This is a genomic window from Geodermatophilus sp. SYSU D00525 (genome assembly GCF_054050475.1).
This window is the reverse complement of the sequence record NZ_JBJGZK010000012.1, coordinates 17,446-33,742: the sequence shown is the minus strand read 5'-3', so window position 1 is coordinate 33,742 and position 16,297 is coordinate 17,446. Positions and strand designations below refer to the sequence as shown.

At 76.0% G+C, this 16,297-nt stretch carries 16 protein-coding genes; 9 read left to right on the top strand and 7 right to left on the bottom strand.

All coding sequences use genetic code 11. The annotated features are described in order from the left end of the window. The first annotated feature begins 32 nt into the window (after positions 1–32). Complete coding sequence (locus ACI796_RS12400) at positions 33–1,034, top strand: hypothetical protein (RefSeq protein ID WP_456941538.1); 1,002 nt, start codon at positions 33–35, stop codon at positions 1,032–1,034. A 27-nt stretch (positions 1,035–1,061) separates the two neighbouring features. On the opposite strand, the gene ACI796_RS12395 is transcribed toward ACI796_RS12400, so the two are convergent. Both ACI796_RS12395 and ACI796_RS12390 read right to left on the bottom strand, forming a co-directional pair. After that, complete coding sequence (locus tag ACI796_RS12395) at positions 1,062–1,484, bottom strand: DUF2795 domain-containing protein (protein ID WP_456941634.1); 423 nt, start codon at positions 1,482–1,484, stop codon at positions 1,062–1,064. 28 nt (positions 1,485–1,512) lie between these two features. Continuing rightward, positions 1,513–1,722, bottom strand: coding sequence for a DUF2945 domain-containing protein (locus ACI796_RS12390; RefSeq protein ID WP_456941537.1), 210 nt, complete (start codon positions 1,720–1,722; stop codon positions 1,513–1,515). 310 nt (positions 1,723–2,032) lie between these two features. On the opposite strand from ACI796_RS12390, the gene ACI796_RS12385 reads away from it, so the two are divergent. The 6 genes from ACI796_RS12385 (at position 2,033) to cysD (ending at position 7,778) form a co-directional block, all read left to right on the top strand. Beyond that, positions 2,033–2,848, top strand: a complete 816-nt coding sequence (locus ACI796_RS12385) for a siderophore-interacting protein (protein WP_456941536.1) — start codon at positions 2,033–2,035, stop codon at positions 2,846–2,848. A gap of 106 nt (positions 2,849–2,954) precedes the next feature. Then, positions 2,955–3,683 (top strand): response regulator transcription factor, encoded by a 729-nt coding sequence (locus tag ACI796_RS12380; RefSeq protein ID WP_456941535.1) that lies wholly within the window; start codon positions 2,955–2,957, stop codon positions 3,681–3,683. Between the two features lie 59 nt (positions 3,684–3,742). After that, a complete protein-coding gene (locus tag ACI796_RS12375) occupies positions 3,743–5,329 on the top strand; it encodes a sensor histidine kinase (protein ID WP_456941534.1) in 1,587 nt (528 codons plus the stop codon). Next, positions 5,319–6,032, top strand: a complete 714-nt coding sequence (locus ACI796_RS12370; RefSeq protein WP_456941533.1) for a PaaI family thioesterase — start codon at positions 5,319–5,321, stop codon at positions 6,030–6,032. The genes ACI796_RS12375 and ACI796_RS12370 overlap by 11 nt, the downstream gene beginning before the upstream one ends. Then, on the top strand, positions 6,029–6,760 hold the full coding sequence (locus ACI796_RS12365) for an inositol monophosphatase family protein (protein ID WP_456941532.1): 732 nt from the start codon (positions 6,029–6,031) through the stop codon (positions 6,758–6,760). The genes ACI796_RS12370 and ACI796_RS12365 overlap by 4 nt, the downstream gene beginning before the upstream one ends. Positions 6,761–6,869: 109 nt before the next feature. Further along, entirely contained in the window at positions 6,870–7,778 is a 909-nt protein-coding gene (cysD, locus tag ACI796_RS12360) for a sulfate adenylyltransferase subunit CysD (protein ID WP_456941531.1), read from the top strand. On the opposite strand, the gene ACI796_RS12355 is transcribed toward cysD, so the two are convergent. Continuing rightward, entirely contained in the window at positions 7,732–7,959 is a 228-nt protein-coding gene (locus ACI796_RS12355; protein ID WP_456941530.1) for a hypothetical protein, read from the bottom strand. The genes cysD and ACI796_RS12355 overlap by 47 nt on opposite strands. A gap of 90 nt (positions 7,960–8,049) precedes the next feature. Here ACI796_RS12355 and ACI796_RS12350 point away from each other — a divergent pair, with 90 nt between their 5' ends. Beyond that, positions 8,050–9,363, top strand: a complete 1,314-nt coding sequence (locus ACI796_RS12350; RefSeq protein ID WP_456941529.1) for a sulfate adenylyltransferase subunit 1 — start codon at positions 8,050–8,052, stop codon at positions 9,361–9,363. Between the two features lie 65 nt (positions 9,364–9,428). On the opposite strand, the gene ACI796_RS12345 is transcribed toward ACI796_RS12350, so the two are convergent. From ACI796_RS12345 to ACI796_RS12335, 3 genes are all read right to left on the bottom strand, one after another. Further along, on the bottom strand, positions 9,429–10,793 hold the full coding sequence (locus ACI796_RS12345) for a cytochrome P450 (RefSeq protein ID WP_456941528.1): 1,365 nt from the start codon (positions 10,791–10,793) through the stop codon (positions 9,429–9,431). Positions 10,794–10,838: 45 nt separating this feature from the next. Then, complete coding sequence (locus ACI796_RS12340; RefSeq protein WP_456941527.1) at positions 10,839–11,012, bottom strand: hypothetical protein; 174 nt, start codon at positions 11,010–11,012, stop codon at positions 10,839–10,841. Between the two features lie 76 nt (positions 11,013–11,088). Beyond that, positions 11,089–11,448, bottom strand: a complete 360-nt coding sequence (locus tag ACI796_RS12335) for an ATP-binding protein (protein WP_456941526.1) — start codon at positions 11,446–11,448, stop codon at positions 11,089–11,091. A 227-nt stretch (positions 11,449–11,675) separates the two neighbouring features. Between ACI796_RS12335 and ACI796_RS12330 the strand changes: the two genes are divergently transcribed. After that, the gene (locus tag ACI796_RS12330; RefSeq protein ID WP_456941525.1) at positions 11,676–12,077 is read left to right on the top strand and encodes a hypothetical protein; all 402 of its coding nucleotides are present in this window, start codon (positions 11,676–11,678) and stop codon (positions 12,075–12,077) included. Here the strand turns inward: ACI796_RS12330 and hrpA are convergent. After that, positions 12,074–16,021 carry an ATP-dependent RNA helicase HrpA gene (gene hrpA / locus ACI796_RS12325; protein WP_456941524.1) on the bottom strand — a complete coding sequence of 1,316 codons (3,948 nt, stop codon included), beginning with the start codon at positions 16,019–16,021 and terminating at the stop codon, positions 12,074–12,076. The genes ACI796_RS12330 and hrpA overlap by 4 nt on opposite strands. Between the last annotated feature and the right edge of the window lie 276 nt (positions 16,022–16,297).

The following is a 16,297-nucleotide window of genomic DNA, read 5'->3' as shown; positions in this document are numbered from 1 at the left end:
CGGCGCCCGGCGCGCGGACGTAGCGTCGGCGCGTGCGGCTGCCCTCGATCCCCGGTCCCTCCGACGTCTTCTCCGCCGTCGAGAGCCTGCGTGACGGCGTCGCCGAGGCGCTCGCCCTCGTGCCCCGGGTGGCCGCGGCGGTCGGGCGGCTCGAGGGGCTGCTGGACCGCGTCGACGCCGTCGTGGACCGCGCGGAGGGCCTGGTCGGCCGGGCCGACGGCGCGGTGACCGCCCTGGACTCCACCCGGCAGCGCGCCGACGAGCTGGTCGCCGGCGCGGGGTCGACGCTGCAGGCGGCCGACGCCGCGATCACCGCGGTCGGCGGCACGCAGCGGAAGGCCGACGCCGCGATCACCGCGGTCGGCGGCACGCAGCGGAAGGCCGACGCCGCGATCGGCGCAGTCGAGGGCACCCAGCGCCGCGCGGACGCCGTGATCGGCGCCGTCGAGCAGACCCAGTCCCGCGCCGACGCCGCGATCGGCGCCGTCGAGGGCACGCAGGCCCGCGCCGACCGCGCGATCGAGGCGGTCGGCGGCACCCAGCAGCGGGCCGACGACGCCATCGCGGCCGTGGGCACCACCATCGAGCGGGCGCAGGGCGCCGTCGGGCGGGCCGAGGGCGCGGTCGACCGCGCCGAGGGCACGCTCGGGCGGGCGGACGGCGCCGTCGCGGCCGCCGAGGGGCTGGTCGGGCGGATCGACCCGCTCCTGGCCGGCTACGAGGAGCCGCTGACGCGGCTGGCGCCGTCGGTGCGGCGGCTGGCCGAGACGCTGGACCCGCACGAGGTGGAGGCGCTGGTCCGGCTGGTCGACCGGCTGCCGGAGCTCGTCACGCACCTCGACGAGACGATGCTGCCGGTGCTGGAGTCGCTGGGCGACGTCGGCAGCGACGTCCACGACCTGGTCGACACGATGCAGGACATCCGTGAGGTGGTGAAGGGCTTCCCCGGCTCCAAGCTGTTCCGCCGGCGCGGCCGCGACGAGATCGCCGAGGACGAGAACGGCGAGGGGGCCCAGGAGCGCACCGGCTCCTGAGCCCCCTCGTCCCGCACGTCCCGCCGGTCAGGTCTCGGTCGGGTACCCCAGGGCGCGGGCGACGTCGCCGATGCGCTCGTAGGTCTGACCCTCGGGCAGCCGGCGAAGCTCGTCGACGACGGCGTCGGTCGCCCGGTGGTCCAGTGCGGCCTCCACCAGCCCGGGACCGTCGTTGGGGAAGTCGGCCCGCACCAGCCAGCGCGCCAGCTCCGCACGGGCGACCACGGCGTCCTCGGTCATCCCGACGGGGACGCCGCCGACGAGGGTGCCCGCGGGGTCAGCGGCGATGTCCGGCTCGCCCTCGGCGACCGGCTCGACCTCCCGGAACTCCTCGGCCCGGGTGGCCCGCTCGGCCTTCAGCATCCCCTGGATCTCGTGCTCGAGCTCCTCGTCGACCCGCGGGTTGTGCTTGTTGCTGCGCGACGACACACCAGCGAACCCGTCGTCCATATCGCTCACGACCGCTTCCTTCCTGTGGCTACTTCTCCTCGAGCGCGGAGGGCTTGTGCACCGCCGTCTTGCCGCTCTTGTCGCTCTCGACCTCGTACTGGGGGTCGTCCGAGCTGGCCTTCACCTTCCGGCCGCCGGCCTCCGTCTCCTCGGTGATCTTCCGGGTGACGGTCCCCTCGGCCTTGCTGCCGTGGCTGTTCCAGGTGACGTGGTCACCCTTCGTGAAGTCGTCGGCCATCTCGGACCTCCGTGTCGTCGGGTCGTCCTTCCCCCGTGCCCGGCGTCCGGAGCGCACACACATCGGCACCGGGAGCGACGCACATCACCCTCCGGAGCGCCGGCGTCACCCGCTCGTGCGGTGGCAGGACCACCGCGCTCACGTAGCGTGTCCGGTGACGGAGACCGGTCGAGCGAACCTCCTGCTGAGAGTCGAGCAGCGGTCACGCTCGGTGAGGTGAGCCGTCCTCGATCGCCGGCCCGGTCGACCCCATTCCCCCGGGGTCGGCCGGGTCGGCCCCGTTCCCCGCCCGGTCCCTACGCTCGCCGGCGTGACCGATCCCGCCGGCCCGCCCGCTCCCGCTGACGGGGACCACCTGCCGGGCAGCCCCCGCCCCGTCGACGTCCTCACCGTCACTTCCGTCACCGACGTGACCCCGTCGGTGCGCCGGGTCGTGCTCTCGGGGACGCCCGACGCGGTCGCCGCGGCCGGCCCCACGGTCAACCTGCTGGTGCCCCGCGTGGGCGACCGGGAGCCGCGGTGGCCGGCGGTCGCCCGGGACGGCCGGATCGTGTGGCCGACCGGGGCACACGGCGTCAGCCTGCGCAGCTACACCGCCCGCCGCCAGGACCCCGGCCGTGGCGAGGTGGACGTCGACTTCGTGCTGCACGGCGACGGTCCGGCCGCCGCCTGGGCGGGCGCGGCGGCTCCCGGCGCCCTGCTGGGCGTGGCCGGCAGCGGCCCGCTGGGCGACCGCCCGGCCGGCACGCTGCTGCTGGCCGGCGACGAGACGGCGCTGCCGGCGATCAGCCGCATCCTGGCCGCGGCCGGCCCGGACACCGTCGGGACGGCGCTGCTGGAGGTCGCCGGGTCGGAGGAGGAGCAGCCGCTGGCCGCGCCGGCCGGCGTGGAGGTGCGCTGGCTGCACCGCGGCGGCACGCCGCCGGGCGAGAGCACCCTGCTCGCCGACGCCGTGGCCGCGACCGAGCGCCCGGCCGGTGACGACGTCTTCGCGTGGGTGGCCGCCGAGTCGGCCGCCGTCCGGGCGGTGCGCGCCGACCTGCGCGGCCGCTGGGGACTCACCCGCGCCCAGCACCACGCGATCGGCTACTGGCGGCGCGGCCGCGCGATGGCGCCCGCGGGCTAGCGGGGCCGCCCCCAGGGAACTCACAGGTAGCGTCCAGGGGTACTGCAGTTCCGCGGCAGAGCCTCGGGGCATGACGACAGCAGCCAGGCGTCCGACGGGAGTTGTCGTGACGGGAGCCCGCACCGCTCGACCCGCCGCCCCGGAGGCCCGCCTCCTGGTGGTCGACGACGAGCCGAACATCCGCGAGCTGCTCTCGGCCAGCCTGCGCTACGCCGGGTTCGAGGTGGCGACGGCGTCCGACGGCCAGCAGGCGCTGGCCGTGGCCTCCACCTTCCGCCCCGACCTGCTGGTGCTCGACGTGATGATGCCCGGCCTGGACGGCTTCGGCGTCGTCCGCCGGCTGCGGGAGAGCGGCCGGCACACGCCGGTGCTGTTCCTCACCGCGCGGGACGCCGCCGAGGACAAGGTCTCCGGGCTGACCCTCGGCGGCGACGACTACGTGACCAAGCCGTTCAGCCTCGACGAGGTGCTCGCGCGCATCCGGGCGGTGCTGCGCCGCAGCGCCGGCCAGCAGCGGGCCGCCGCGACCAGCCGGCTCACCTTCGCCGACATCGAGCTCGACGAGGAGTCGCACGAGGTGGTCAAGGCCGGCCAGGTGGTGAGCCTGTCCCCCACCGAGTTCAAGCTGCTGCGCTACCTCATGGCCAACGCCGGGCGGGTGCTGTCGAAGGCGCAGATCCTGGACCACGTGTGGAACTACGACTTCAACGGCGAGGCCAACGTCGTCGAGTCCTACATCTCCTACCTGCGGCGCAAGGTGGACACCACCGAGCCGCGCCTGCTGCACACCATCCGCGGGGTGGGCTACACCCTGCGCCTGCCCCGCGGCGCGTGAGCACTCCCCCCGGTCCTGCTCCCGGAGCGGCGCTCCGCAGCGGCCCCCGCCTCCCGCGGGTGCCGCTGCGGATCACGCTCGTCGCGGTGCTGCTGGTCCTGGTGACCCTCGCGCTGGTCGCCACCGGGGTGGCCGCGACGTCGCTGCTCAAGCGCTACCTGGTGGCCCAGCTGGACCAGCAGCTGGTGAGCACGCTGCGCGACACGGCCGGCTCCCAGGACTACCTCACCGACTGCCTGTTCGGCAGCCGCCAGCGCTACCTGGCCCCCGACAACTACGTGGCCTGCGTGATCCCCGGGGACGAGGAGCCGGTGGTGCTCTCCGGCCCGGACGACGAGGACGACCTGCCCGCCCTCGACGCCGAGGACGCCGCCGCGATCGCGGCCCGCGCCGCGGCTCCCGGCGGCCCGCCCCCGGAGGCGGGCCCCGGCCGGCCGCTCGCGCAGACGGTGGTCTCCGGCGACGGCGACACGGCCTGGCGGGTCACGGCCGCGGAGCTGCGCGGCGGGCTGGTGCTCGTCGTCGGCGGGGACCTCGACCGCGACGACCGGGTGATCGCGCGGCTGGTGTCCATCGAGATCGTCGTCGGGCTGGTGGTGCTGGTCGCCCTCGGCGTGACCGGGTACTGGCTGGTGCGCAGCAGCCTGCGCCCCCTGGCCGAGGTGGAGCGCACCGCGCAGGCCATCGCCGCCGGCGACCTGTCGCAGCGGGTGGCGCCGGGCGACAGCCGCACCGAGGTCGGCCGGCTGTCCCAGGCGCTCAACGGCATGCTCGCCCGCATCGAGAGCGCGTTCCGCGCACAGAAGGCCTCCGAGGAGCAGGCCCGCGCGTCCGAGGAGCGGATGCGCCGGTTCGTCGCCGACGCCAGCCACGAGCTGCGGACGCCGCTGACCTCCATCCGCGGGTTCGCCGAGCTCTACCGGCAGGGCGCCGTCACCAGCCCGGAGGAGACCGCCCGGCTGATGCAGCGCATCGAGAGCGAGGGCGGCCGGATGGGCGTGCTGGTCGAGGACCTGCTGCAGCTGGCCCGGCTGGACCAGCAGCGGCCGCTGTCCATCGCGCCGGTCGACCTGGCCGAGGTCGCCGGCGACGCCGTCCAGGACGCGCGGGTCCTGCAGCCGGACCGCCCGATCAGCCTGCACCTGGACGACTCCCTCACCGAGGTGCCGGTGGTCCTCGGCGACGAGGCGCGGCTGCGCCAGGTGGTGGGCAACCTGGTGACCAACGCGCTGGTGCACACGCCGGAGACCGCGCAGGTGACCGTCTCGATCGGCGAGGACACCAGCGACGGCGGGGACCGGGTGGTGCTGCGGGTGGCCGACGAGGGCCCCGGCATGGCGCCCCAGGACGCCGCCCGGGTGTTCGAGCGCTTCTACCGGGCGGACGCCTCGCGCAGCCGCGTGGCCGGCGGCACCGGGCTGGGCCTGTCGATCGTGGCGGCGCTGGTCGCCGCGCACGGCGGGGACGTCTCCCTGGACACCGCGCCCGGCCGGGGCGCGGCCTTCACCGTCCGGCTCCCCCGCTCCGGCCCCGAGCTGCCCGGCGTCCCGGGCGGCGCTCCCGGCGCGGCGCCCGGGCCCGCGCCCGACGGTCCCCCCGGGCAGCCCGCCGAGCCCGCGGGGCTACCGTCCGCCGGTGAGCACTGACAGCGGAGGAGCCCCCCACGACGCCGCGCTGATGGCCGCGGTCGCCGACCTGGGCGACGCCCTGCGCGGCCTGGTCGACGCCTCGGTGCGCACCGCCGTCCCCGCCGCGGACCTGCAGGAGGTCGCCGCGGTGGTGCGGACCGCCACCGGCCGGCTCACCGCCGCGGTCCGCCCGCCGGGGCAGCTGCCGGCGCTGGACGACCCGGTGCGGTTCCGGCGCGTCTACAACCCGGTGGCCGGGGTCGGCAGCGCCTTCGCCCCGCCGCTGCGGCTGCGCGAGGAGCCCGGCGGCGTCGTCGGGGAGGTGTCCTTCGGCCTGGCCTACGAGGGGCCGCCCGGCTTCCTGCACGGCGGGATGAGCAGCCTGGTGATGGACCAGGTGCTGGGCGCGGCGACGATCCGCGCCGGGCTGTGGGGCATGACCGCCCGGCTCGAGCTGGACTACCGGCGGCCGGTGCCGCTGGACACCCCGGTCGTCTGCCGCGGCCGGGTGACCGAGGCCGGCGGCCGCAAGTCGGTCGTCACCGGCACGATCGCGCTCGCCGGGGCGCCGGACCGGCCGCTGGTCGAGGCGCGGGCGGTGTTCGTGCTGCCGCGGGAGGACCTGCGGGCCGAGTACTTCGCGCGGGTCACCGACGCCTCCGGCCGGCACGCCCCGCCCTCGCGCCCCACCGACGCCACCGCCCCGGGACGCGCGGAGTGAGGGACGTCGAGGTCGCCGCGGCCGCCGCGCGGGCGGCCGCGGACGTGCTGACCGGGCTGCGCGTCGGGGGGCTGACCGGGCGTGCCCTCGGCGACGCCGGCGACGCCGCGGCCCAGGAGGCGATCACCGCCGTCCTCGCCGCCGAGCGCCCCGACGACGTCGTCTTCAGCGAGGAGGCGGCCGACGACCGCAGCCGGCTGGAGGCCGGCCGGGTGTGGATCGTCGACCCGCTCGACGGCACCCGGGAGTACGGCGAGACGGAACGGTCCGACTTCGCCGTCCACGTGGCGCTGTGGGTCCGCGGGACGCTGGCCGCCGGCGCCGTCGCGCTGCCCGCCGTCGGGGAGGTGCTGGTGACCGACCCGGCGCCGGCGCTGCCGCCGCCGGTGGCCCGCGCGCCGCGGATCGCGGTGAGCCGGACCCGGCCGCCGGCGCAGGCCGACGCGGCCGCGGTGGCGGTCGGCGGCGAGCTCGTGCCGCTGGGGTCGGCCGGGTTCAAGGTGACCGCGGTGGTCCGCGGCGAGGTCGACGCCTACGTGCACGCCGGCGGGATGTACCAGTGGGACTCGGCGGCGCCGGTCGCCGTCGCGCTGGCCGCGGGGCTGACCGCGGTCCGGCTGGACGGGTCGCCGCTGCGCTACAACGAGCCCGACCCCTCGCTGCCCGACCTGCTGGTGTGCCGCCCCGAGCTGGCCGCGGACCTGCTCGCCGCCGTCCGCCCGGGGTGAGCGCGGGCCCGCCGACCCGATGGCGGACACTGGGTACGGGAATCCCCCCTGGGCCGGTGCGGTTGGTGCTGGTCCGAGGCCGTCGTCGTCGATCCCGGAGTCCGCGCACGTGACCACACCCGACTACCGCCTGACCCAGCTGGAGACGCTCGAGGCGGAGTCCGTCCACGTGATCCGCGAGGTCGCCGCGGAGCTCGAGCGGCCGGTGCTGCTGTTCTCCGGCGGCAAGGACTCCATCGTCATGCTGGAGCTGGCCCGCAAGGCGTTCGCGCCGGCGCGGATCCCGTTCCCCGTGATGCACGTGGACACCGGCCTGAACTTCCCCGACGTCCTCGAGTTCCGGGACAAGCGGGTGGCCGAGCTGGGCGTGGAACTCGTCGTGGCCTCGGTGCCCGACGCGATGGCCCGCGGCCTGGTCCGCGAGGAGCCCAACGGCTCGCGCAACCGGATCCAGACGCCGGTGCTGCTCGAGGCGGTGGAGGAGCACGGCTTCACCGCGCTGTTCGGCGGTGCCCGGCGCGACGAGGACAAGGCGCGGGCCAAGGAGCGGGTGTTCTCCTTCCGCGACGAGTTCGGCCAGTGGGACCCGAAGAACCAGCGGCCGGAGCTGTGGGACCTCTTCAACGGCCGCATCCACCTGGGCGAGTCGATCCGGGTGTTCCCGCTGTCGAACTGGACCGAGCTCGACATCTGGCAGTACGTCGCCCGGGAGGACATCGAGATCCCGCCGCTGTACCTGGCGCAGGAGCGGGAGGTCGTCGAGCGGCAGGGGATGCTCTACGCGGTCAACGAGTTCGTCCGCCCGCGCGAGGGCGAGCGGGTGTTCCGCGAGACGGTGCGCTACCGGACCGTCGGCGACGCCAACCTGACCGCGGCGGTGCGCTCGGAGGCGCGCACGGTGGAGGAGGTCATCGCCGAGGTCGCGGTGACCCGGATGACCGAGCGCGGCGCCACCCGCGGCGACGACAAGGTCAGCGACGCGGCGATGGAGGACCGGAAGAAGGAGGGCTACTTCTAGCCCGGCGCCGGCGGCGGTGGCGGAGCAGGACGACGACCGTGACGGCGAGCAGCAGCAGGCCCGCCGGCCACCCCACCGCCTCCGGCTGCGCGACGCCGAGCGCCTCCGCGACGACGTAGCCGAGCGCGTACCCCGCGACGACGACCAGCAGCACCGGGACGAGGAACACGAAGCCGCCCACGGCCGCCCCTCCCCGCGGGCCCGGGTGGTCCCGCTCACACCAGCGTCCCCGATCGCGGGCCCCCGTGCCGTGGCTGGGACGATGGGGGCCATGCCCGAGCAGTCCCCGGTCGACGTCCACTCCCCCGCCGCCGAGCAGGCGGCCGAGATCGCGACGGCGCGCAAGGACATCCTCCGCATCGCCACCGCCGGCTCGGTCGACGACGGCAAGAGCACGCTGATCGGCCGGCTGCTCTACGACAGCAAGGCCGTGTTCGAGGACCAGTACGCGGCGATCGAGCGGGCCAGCAAGGGCGACTACGTCGACCTCGCGCTGCTCACCGACGGCCTGCGCGCCGAGCGCGAGCAGGGCATCACCATCGACGTCGCCTACCGGTACTTCAGCACCCCCCGGCGGACGTTCATCCTGGCCGACACCCCCGGCCACGTGCAGTACACGCGGAACATGGTCACCGGCGCCTCGACGGCGGACCTGGCGATCGTGCTGGTCGACGCCCGCAAGGGCCTGGTCGAGCAGAGCCGCCGGCACGCCTTCCTCGCCTCGCTGCTGCGGGTGCCGCACCTGGTCGTCGCGGTCAACAAGATGGACCTCGTCGACTGGTCCGAGGACGTCTACGAGCGCATCCGCGACGAGTTCACCGCGTTCGCGACGAAGCTGTCGATCCACGACCTGACCGTCGTCCCGATCTCGGCGCTGCACGGCGACAACGTGGTGACCCGGTCGGAGAACACGCCCTGGTACGGCGGGCCGTCGCTGCTGCACCACCTCGAGCACGTGCACGTGGCCGGCGACCGCAACCTCGTCGACACCCGCTTCCCGGTCCAGTACGTGATCCGGCCGCAGTCCGACGCCCACCACGACTACCGCGGCTACGCCGGCACCGTGGCCAGCGGCGTGCTCCGCCCCGGCGACGAGGTGCAGGTGCTGCCCAGCGGCCTGACCACCACGATCGCGGGCATCGACGGCCCGCGCGGCCCGGTCGCCGAGGCGTTCCCGCCCATGTCGGTGACCGTGCGCCTGGCCGACGACGTCGACGTCTCCCGCGGCGACCTGGTCTGCCGGCCGGGCAACGTGCCGCAGGTGACCCAGGACCTCGACGCGCTGGTGTGCTGGATGGCCGAGGAGCCGCTGCGGCCGCGGCAGCGGCTGGCGGTCAAGCACACCACCCGCACGGTGCGCGCGATGGTCAAGGAGCTGACCTACCGGCTCGACGTCAACACGCTGCACCGCGACCTCGAGGCCACCGAGCTCGGCCTCAACGACATCGGCCGGGTCAAGCTGCGCACCACGCAGCCGCTGTTCGTCGACGACTACAACAGCAACCGGGTCACCGGCCGGTTTATCCTCGTCGACGAGGCCACCAACGCCACCGTCGGCGCCGGGATGCTCCCGCCGCACCGCTGAAGCCCCCCCCCGCAGGCTCGCTGCCGGCCCCTGCGAGGGGGCCACCGGCCCGGACGGAGAGGCCCTCACCGCAGTCTGACGGGGAGCGTCTCGAAGCCGCGCAGCGTCTGCAGGTCGCGGCGGACGGGGCGGCCGGCCACCCGCAGCCGCGGGAACCGCTCGGTGAGCGTCCGCAGGCCGACGACGCCCTCCAGCCGGGCCAGGCCCGCGCCCAGGCAGTAGTGGATCCCGCCGGAGAAGGCCAGGTGCTCGCGGGCGTTGGCCCGGGTGACGTCGAAGCGGGCGGGATCGGCGAACACCGCCGGGTCCCGGTTGGCCGCGCCGAGCAGCAGGGTCACCCGCGTGCCGGCCGGCAGGGGCGTGCCCGCGACCTCGGTGTCCCGCGTGACGACGCGGCCGGTGAGCTGGACCGGGCTGTCGTGGCGGAGCACCTCCTCCACCGCGCCGTCCCAGCCCGCCGGGTCCTCCCGCAGGGCGTCCCACTGGTCGCGGTGGGCGTCGAGCAGCACGACGGCGTTGCCGAGCAGGTTGACCGTGGTCTCGAACCCGGCGCCGAGCAGCAGCATCACCGTGGCGTGCAGCTCGCGCTCGGTGAGCGCCTCGTCGTCGGGGAGGGTGACCAGCCGGCTGACCAGGTCCTCCCCGGGATCGGCGCGCAGCCGCGCGACATGCCCGCGGAGGAAGGCGTGCATGGCGCGCAGCGCGCGCTCGGCGGCCAGGTAGCGGCGCAGCGGCAGGCCGGGGTCGAGGGTGGCGGCCGCGGCGGCGCCCCAGCGCAGGAAGTCCCCGCGGCGGTCGGCGGGGACGGCGAGCAGGTCGGCGATGACCAGCACCGGCAGCTGCGCGGCGTAGGCGCCGACCAGGTCGACGACGTCGTCGCGGCCGGCGAGCCGGTCCAGCAGCGCCTCGGCGGTGCGCCGCACCATCGGCCCGGAGGCCAGCGTGGCGCGCGGGGTGAAGGCGCGGCTGACCAGCCGGCGGAAGCGGGTGTGGTCGGGCGGGTCGGTGACCAGCATGGACGGCGGCTCGGCCACGCCGGTGGCGTCGAGCTCGTCGGCGAACCGCAGCGCCCACCGGACGGGGGCCGGCGCCTGCGACCGGTCCCAGCCCACGCCGGCCGCGTCCGAGCGCAGCACCGCGGCAGCGACGGGGTGCGAGGCGGTGACCGGGCCCAGTGCGCTGCCGGACAGCGGGCCGCGGGCGCGCAGCCGGTCGTAGAGGCCGTAGGGGTCCTCGCGGGACGCCGGGTCGCGCAGCAGCCGGGCGACCGGGTCACCCCGGCGGGCGGCGCGCGCGAGGTAGAGGGCCGGCAGGCCGTGGCCCAGCGCGTAGCGGGTGGCCGTGCGGGCCGGGCGCAGCAGGCGCGCCGGGGCGGGTGCGGCCGGGGAGCCGGGAGCGGGCCGGGCCGGCCGCCGGGACGTCGTCGTCACAGCACCTCCCGCCCGGCGCACACCGGGCGGGAGGAGTCTGTCAGCTCAGGCGTCGGTGTCCGGGGGCGCGGGCGCCTGGCTGGCGTCGCCGTCCCAGTCCTTGCCGGCCTTGTACGCGTGCCCCGAGGCGCTGTCGGTCTGGTCGGCGACGGTCTGCGCCATCTCCTCGTCGGACAGGCCCTCGCCCGCGGCCTCGGTGTGGCTGGTGGGCTCGCTCATCCCATCTCCTCCGTCGAAACGGCTTCGGTCCCTCCAGCCCTCCCCGGCGGGCCCCGCGGTCAAACTCCGGCCCCGGTCACCTCCCGAGCACGAACCGGACGCGCTCGCCGCCGTCGACGTCCTCCACGCCCCAGGAGTCGGCGATGGCGTCGACGATCTGCATGCCGCGGCCGCGGGGCCGGTCGCCGCGCAGCTCGCCGACGACGGGACGGGTGCCCGAGCCGTCGGACACCGCGATGCGCAACCAGCCGTCGGAGTACTCGAGCTCCAGGGACAGCACGCTCTCCCCGCCCACGTGGTCGACGACGTCGGCCACCAGCTCGGTCACGAGGAGGGCGACGTCGTCGGCGTCCTGGGGCACCCGCCAGGTGCGCAGCGTCTCGCGGGCCACGTGCCGGGCAGTGGGGACGCTGCGCGGCTCCGGTGGCAGGTCCACCCGTGCGGTGGGTGCCGACATCTCGCCCCCTGGTGACCGGCCGTCCGGGGCGGGCCGGTTGTGCGTCATCGGGTCGCGGCCACCGTCCCAGGACCGGTCTCCCCTGGCAACCGCCGTTGCGTGCAAGGGCCGTTGCGCGTCACACCCGTTGCACGCAACGGCCGTTCAGTAGGATCGCGCCCAACCGATCGCGGGCAGGGGCCCGCCGGCACGTCAGGAGGCTCCCGGTGACCACAGGACCGTCGGGGACCGCCACGTCGGCACCGGGGGACGACGCGGTCGCGGCCCTGGAGGAGCTGGTCCGGGAGATCGACCGGTGCGCGGCCGAGCTGCAGGACGCCCGGACCCGCGCCCAGCAGCTGCTCACCCAGCGCCGCGCGGGGGACAGCTGGCTCGCCATCGTCACCGAGGAGTCCCGCCCGCTGGTCGTCGAGCGGATCACCACCGTCCTCGGAGCCCTGGCCGGCGCCGGGTCGGTCTGGCGCCGCGCGCAGGCCCGCGCCCTGCAGGCCGAGCAGGTGAGCATCAACCGGATCGCCGCGATGTTCGGCGTCACCCGCCAGCGCATCTCGGCCCTGCTCCGCGAGCAGCCCGCCCGGGACGACGGCCGCGAGACCCCTCCGGCCTAGGCGGTCAGGGCGTCGATGGCCTTGTAGACGCGCTGCTCGGAGATCGGCCGGGGCGTGCCGAGCTGCTGGGCGAACAGGCCCACGCGCAGCTCCTCGACCATCCACCGGATGCGGGCGACCGGGTCGTCGGGGCCGCCGGTGGGCGGCACCTCGCGGCGCAGCTGCTCGTACTCGGCGGTCACCGCGGCGACCTGCTCCGTCCACAGGGTGTCGCGCACCGCGTTGGCCGGGAGCTTCTCCAGCCGCAGCGCCATCCCCCTGAGGTAGCGCACCAGGTCGGGCAGCCGCCGCCGGCCGGCGTCGGCCACGAACCCGCGGTGCAGCAGCCCGGTCATCTGGCGGCGCAGGTCGGCGACGGCGGCCTCGGGCACCCGGCGCCCGGGCGCCGCGCCGATCGCGACGGCGACCTCGCGCGCCTGGGTGAGCACCGCCTCGACCCGGCGGACGGCGTCCTGGGTGAGCGGCAGCAGCTGCTGCCGCGCCGTCGCCACCAGGGCGGTGAAGGCGGCCTCGTCGGGGGGCGGCCCGCCGGCGCCGGCGACCAGCTCGTCGGCCGCGGCGTCGACGCAGTCGTCGACCAGCGCGGGGATCTCGCCGTCGGGGTTGAACTGCAGGGCGAGCCGGCTCGTCGGGGAGAGCCCCTTGACCACCTGCCGGGTGGGCGAGCCGGCCACCAGCACGAGCAGCCGCCGGGCGCCGCGCCAGGTCAGCCGTCCGGCCTCGGCCTCCGTGGCCACCACCCGGACGCCGACCGTCGCCCCCTCGTCGACCAGCGCCGGGTACGCGGTGACCACGTGCCCGCCGCGGCGCACCTCGACGGTGTGCGGCAGCTCGCCGATCGTCCAGGCGGTCAGCCCGGTGCGCTCCAGGTCGGAGGCGGCGCGGGCCAGGCTCGCCCGGCCGGCCGGGGCCACCTCGCGGCGCAGCGCCTGCAGGTCCTTGCCGGTGGCCAGCGGCCTCTGCTCGTCGTCGAGCACGCGGAAGGTGGCGCGCAGGTGCGCGGGCACCTCGGCCGGGCGCCAGGCGTCCGGCGGGACGACGACGGCCGCGGACCGGCGCAGCTCGCGCTCCAGCGCCGGCAGCAGCGGCTCGGCCGGGCTGATGCGCGGCAGCACCTCGCGGACCCGGTCGGGGATCGGCACCAGCGCCCGGCGCAGCTGCTTGGGCAGCGTCCGCAGCAGCGCCGTCACCAGCTCCTCGCGCAGGCCGGGGACGGTGAAGGCCAGCGACTCCCCCGAGGTCCGCTCGGCGACGGTGTCGAGCACCGCCAGCGGGACGTCGACGGTGACGCCGTCCTCCGGCGCGCCGGGGGCGAAGGCGTAGGACAGCGGCAGGGTCAGCCCCTGCGTCAGCGGCACCTCGTCGGGGAAGTCCGCGGGGTCCACCTGCCCGGCCGCGGCCGCGTCGGTGAGCACCTCCGGCGTGAGGGTGAGCAGGTCCGGCGTCTCGCGGCGGGCCTGCTTCCACCAGCGGTCGAAGTGCCGGGTGGAGACGACCTCGGCGGGGATGCGGGCGTCGTAGAGCTCGAACAGCGTCTCGTCGTCGACCCGGATGTCCCGGCGGCGGGCCCGCTCCTCCAGCTCGGCGACCCGCTCGAGCGCCCGCTGGTTGTCGGCCCAGAAGCGGTGGTGCGTCGTCCACTCGCCCTGGACGAGGGCGTGCCGGATGAACAGCTCGCGGGAGACCACCGGGTCGATCGAGCCGTACTGCACCCGCCGGCCGACCACGAGCGGGATGCCGTAGAGGGTGACCCGCTCGGTGGCCACGACGGAGCCGCGCCTGGTGTCCCACCGGGGCTCGGAGTACTCGCGCCGGACCAGGTGGCCGGCCAGCCGCTCGACGTCGTCGGGGTCGACGCGGGCCACGGTGCGGGCGAACAGCCGGCTGGTCTCCACCAGCTCGGCGGCCACGACCCAGCGCGGCGGCTTCTTCGCCAGCGGGGTGCCGGGGGCGATGACGAACCGGGCGCCGCGGGCGCCCAGGTACTCGCGCCCCCGCCCCCTTCCGCCTCTCGCGCGCGCATGGCTCTCCTCCACCTGCAGGCCGATCTGCGACAGCAGTCCGGACAGCAGGGCGGTGGTGATGCCGCGCTCGTCGGGCTCGGCGGCGAGCGAGCCGGGGGTCATGCCGAGGCGGCGGGCGGTGCTGCGGAGCTGGCCGTGCAGGTCCTGCCACTCGCGGATGCGCAGGTAGTGGAGGAACTCACGCTTGACCGTGCGGCGGAACGCGCTGCCCGACAGCGCCTCCTGCTGCTCGGTCAGGTACCGCCAGAGGTTGAGCAGCGTGAGGAAGTCGGAGTGCTCGTCGGCGAACCGGGCGTGCACCTGGTCGGCGGCCTGCTGGTGCTCGGCGGGCCGCTCGCGGGGGTCCTGGATGGTCAGACCCGCGGCGATGACGAGCACCTCCTCCAGCACGCCGCGCCGGTCGGCCTCGACGACCATCCGGCCCAGCCGCGGGTCCAGCGGGAGCTGCGCGAGCGCCCGCCCGGTGGGGGTGAGCCGGCCCTCGGCGTCGAGGGCGCCGAGCTCCTCGAGCAGGGCGCGGCCGTCGGCGACCGCGCGCCGGTCCGGCGGGTCCACGAACGGGAAGTCCTCGACGGCGCCGAGGTCGAGCGCGGCCATCTGCAGCAGCACCGAGGCGAGGCTGGTCCGGAGGATCTCCGGGTCGGTGTACTCCGGCCGGCCGTCGAAGTCGTCCTCGGTGTACAGCCGGATCGCGATGCCCTCGGCGACGCGGCCGCAGCGGCCCGAGCGCTGCCGCGCCGAGGCCTGGCTGATCGGCTCGATCGGCAGCCGCTGCACCTTCGTCCGTGCGCTGTAGCGGGAGATGCGCGCGGTGCCGGGGTCGACGACGTAGCGGATGCCGGGCACGGTCAGCGACGTCTCGGCGACGTTGGTGGCCAGCACGACCCGGCGGCCCGTGTGCGGCTGGAACACCCGGTGCTGGTCGGCGGCCGACAGCCGGGAGTAGAGCGGCAGCACCTCGACGCCGGGGAAGCGCTCGGCCAGCGCGTCGGCGGTGTCGCGGATCTCGCGCTCACCGGCGAGGAAGACCAGGACGTCGCCCGGACCCTCCGCGACCAGCTCCCCGACGGCGTCGCCGATGGCGCTGACCTGGTCGCGGTCGGGGTCGGCGTCCGGGTCGTCGGGGTCGACGACGGGCCGGTAGCGGACCTCGACCGGGTAGGTGCGGCCGCTGACCTCGACGACGGGCACCTCGGCACCGTCGACGGAGAAGTGCTTGGCGATCCGGTCGACGTCGATGGTGGCCGAGGTGATGACGACCTTGAGGTCGGGCCGGCGCGGCAGCAGCTGGGCGAGGTAGCCCAGCAGGAAGTCGATGTTGAGGCTCCGCTCGTGCGCCTCGTCGACGATGATCGTGTCGTACTGGCGCAGCAGCCGGTCGTGGGCGATCTCGGCCAGCAGCACGCCGTCGGTCATGAGCTTGACCAGCGTGCCGTCGCCGACCTGGTCGGTGAACCGCACCTTCCACCCGACCGCACCACCCAGCGGCGTGCCGAGCTCCTCGGCGATCCGCTCGGCCACCGTGCGCGCGGCGATCCGCCGCGGCTGGGTGTGCCCGATCCGCCCGCGCACGCCGCGGCCGAGCTCGAGGGCGATCTTGGGCAGCTGGGTGGTCTTGCCCGAGCCGGTCTCCCCGGCGACGACGACGACCTGGTGCTCGCGCAGCGCGGCGGCGATGTCGTCGCGCCGGGCGCTGACCGGCAGCTGCTCGGGATAGCTGACCGCCGGGACGGCGGCCCGCCGGCGGGCGATGCGCTCCTCGGCGGCGGCGACGTCGGCGGCGACCTTGTCGAGGGCCCGTGCGCGCGCGGCCTCGTCGCGGGTGCGGCGCAGGCCCTCGAGCCGGCGGCCGAGCCGGTGCTCGTCGTCGAGGGTCAGCGCGGCCAGCCGGGACCGGAGGTCCGCGAGGGTCACGGTCACGGGCGCGCTCGACTCCCTTTCCGGGTGAGGGGACGGGTGGCGACCGGGGCCACCGCCCCCAGGATCGCAGGTCCGGCCCGTGCCGCCGGACGTCCGGGGCCGCTGGACCGAGCGGTGCAACGCGCCGGGGCCGCGGACCCTTCCCCCGAGACGTGCACCGACCGGCACCCGCGGGTACCGGAGTGGGGCCGCGCTGTCGCCCAGGTCACGATGCGTGCACGCTGCAACTGGTTGTGTGCACCGCACATGAAGTTGTACCGTGCACTCATCTTCGCC

Bases quoted from the DNA above. Each gene is read 5' to 3' on its own strand.
- ACI796_RS12395 (WP_456941634.1), bottom strand. From the start codon at position 1,484: ATGGACGACGGGTTCGCTGGTGTGTCGTCGCGCAGCAACAAGCACAAC.
- ACI796_RS12390 (WP_456941537.1), bottom strand. From the start codon at position 1,722: ATGGCCGACGACTTCACGAAGGGTGACCACGTCACCTGGAACAGCCAC.
- ACI796_RS12350 (WP_456941529.1), top strand. From the start codon at position 8,050: ATGCCCGAGCAGTCCCCGGTCGACGTCCACTCCCCCGCCGCCGAGCAG.
- ACI796_RS12340 (WP_456941527.1), bottom strand. From the start codon at position 11,012: ATGAGCGAGCCCACCAGCCACACCGAGGCCGCGGGCGAGGGCCTGTCC.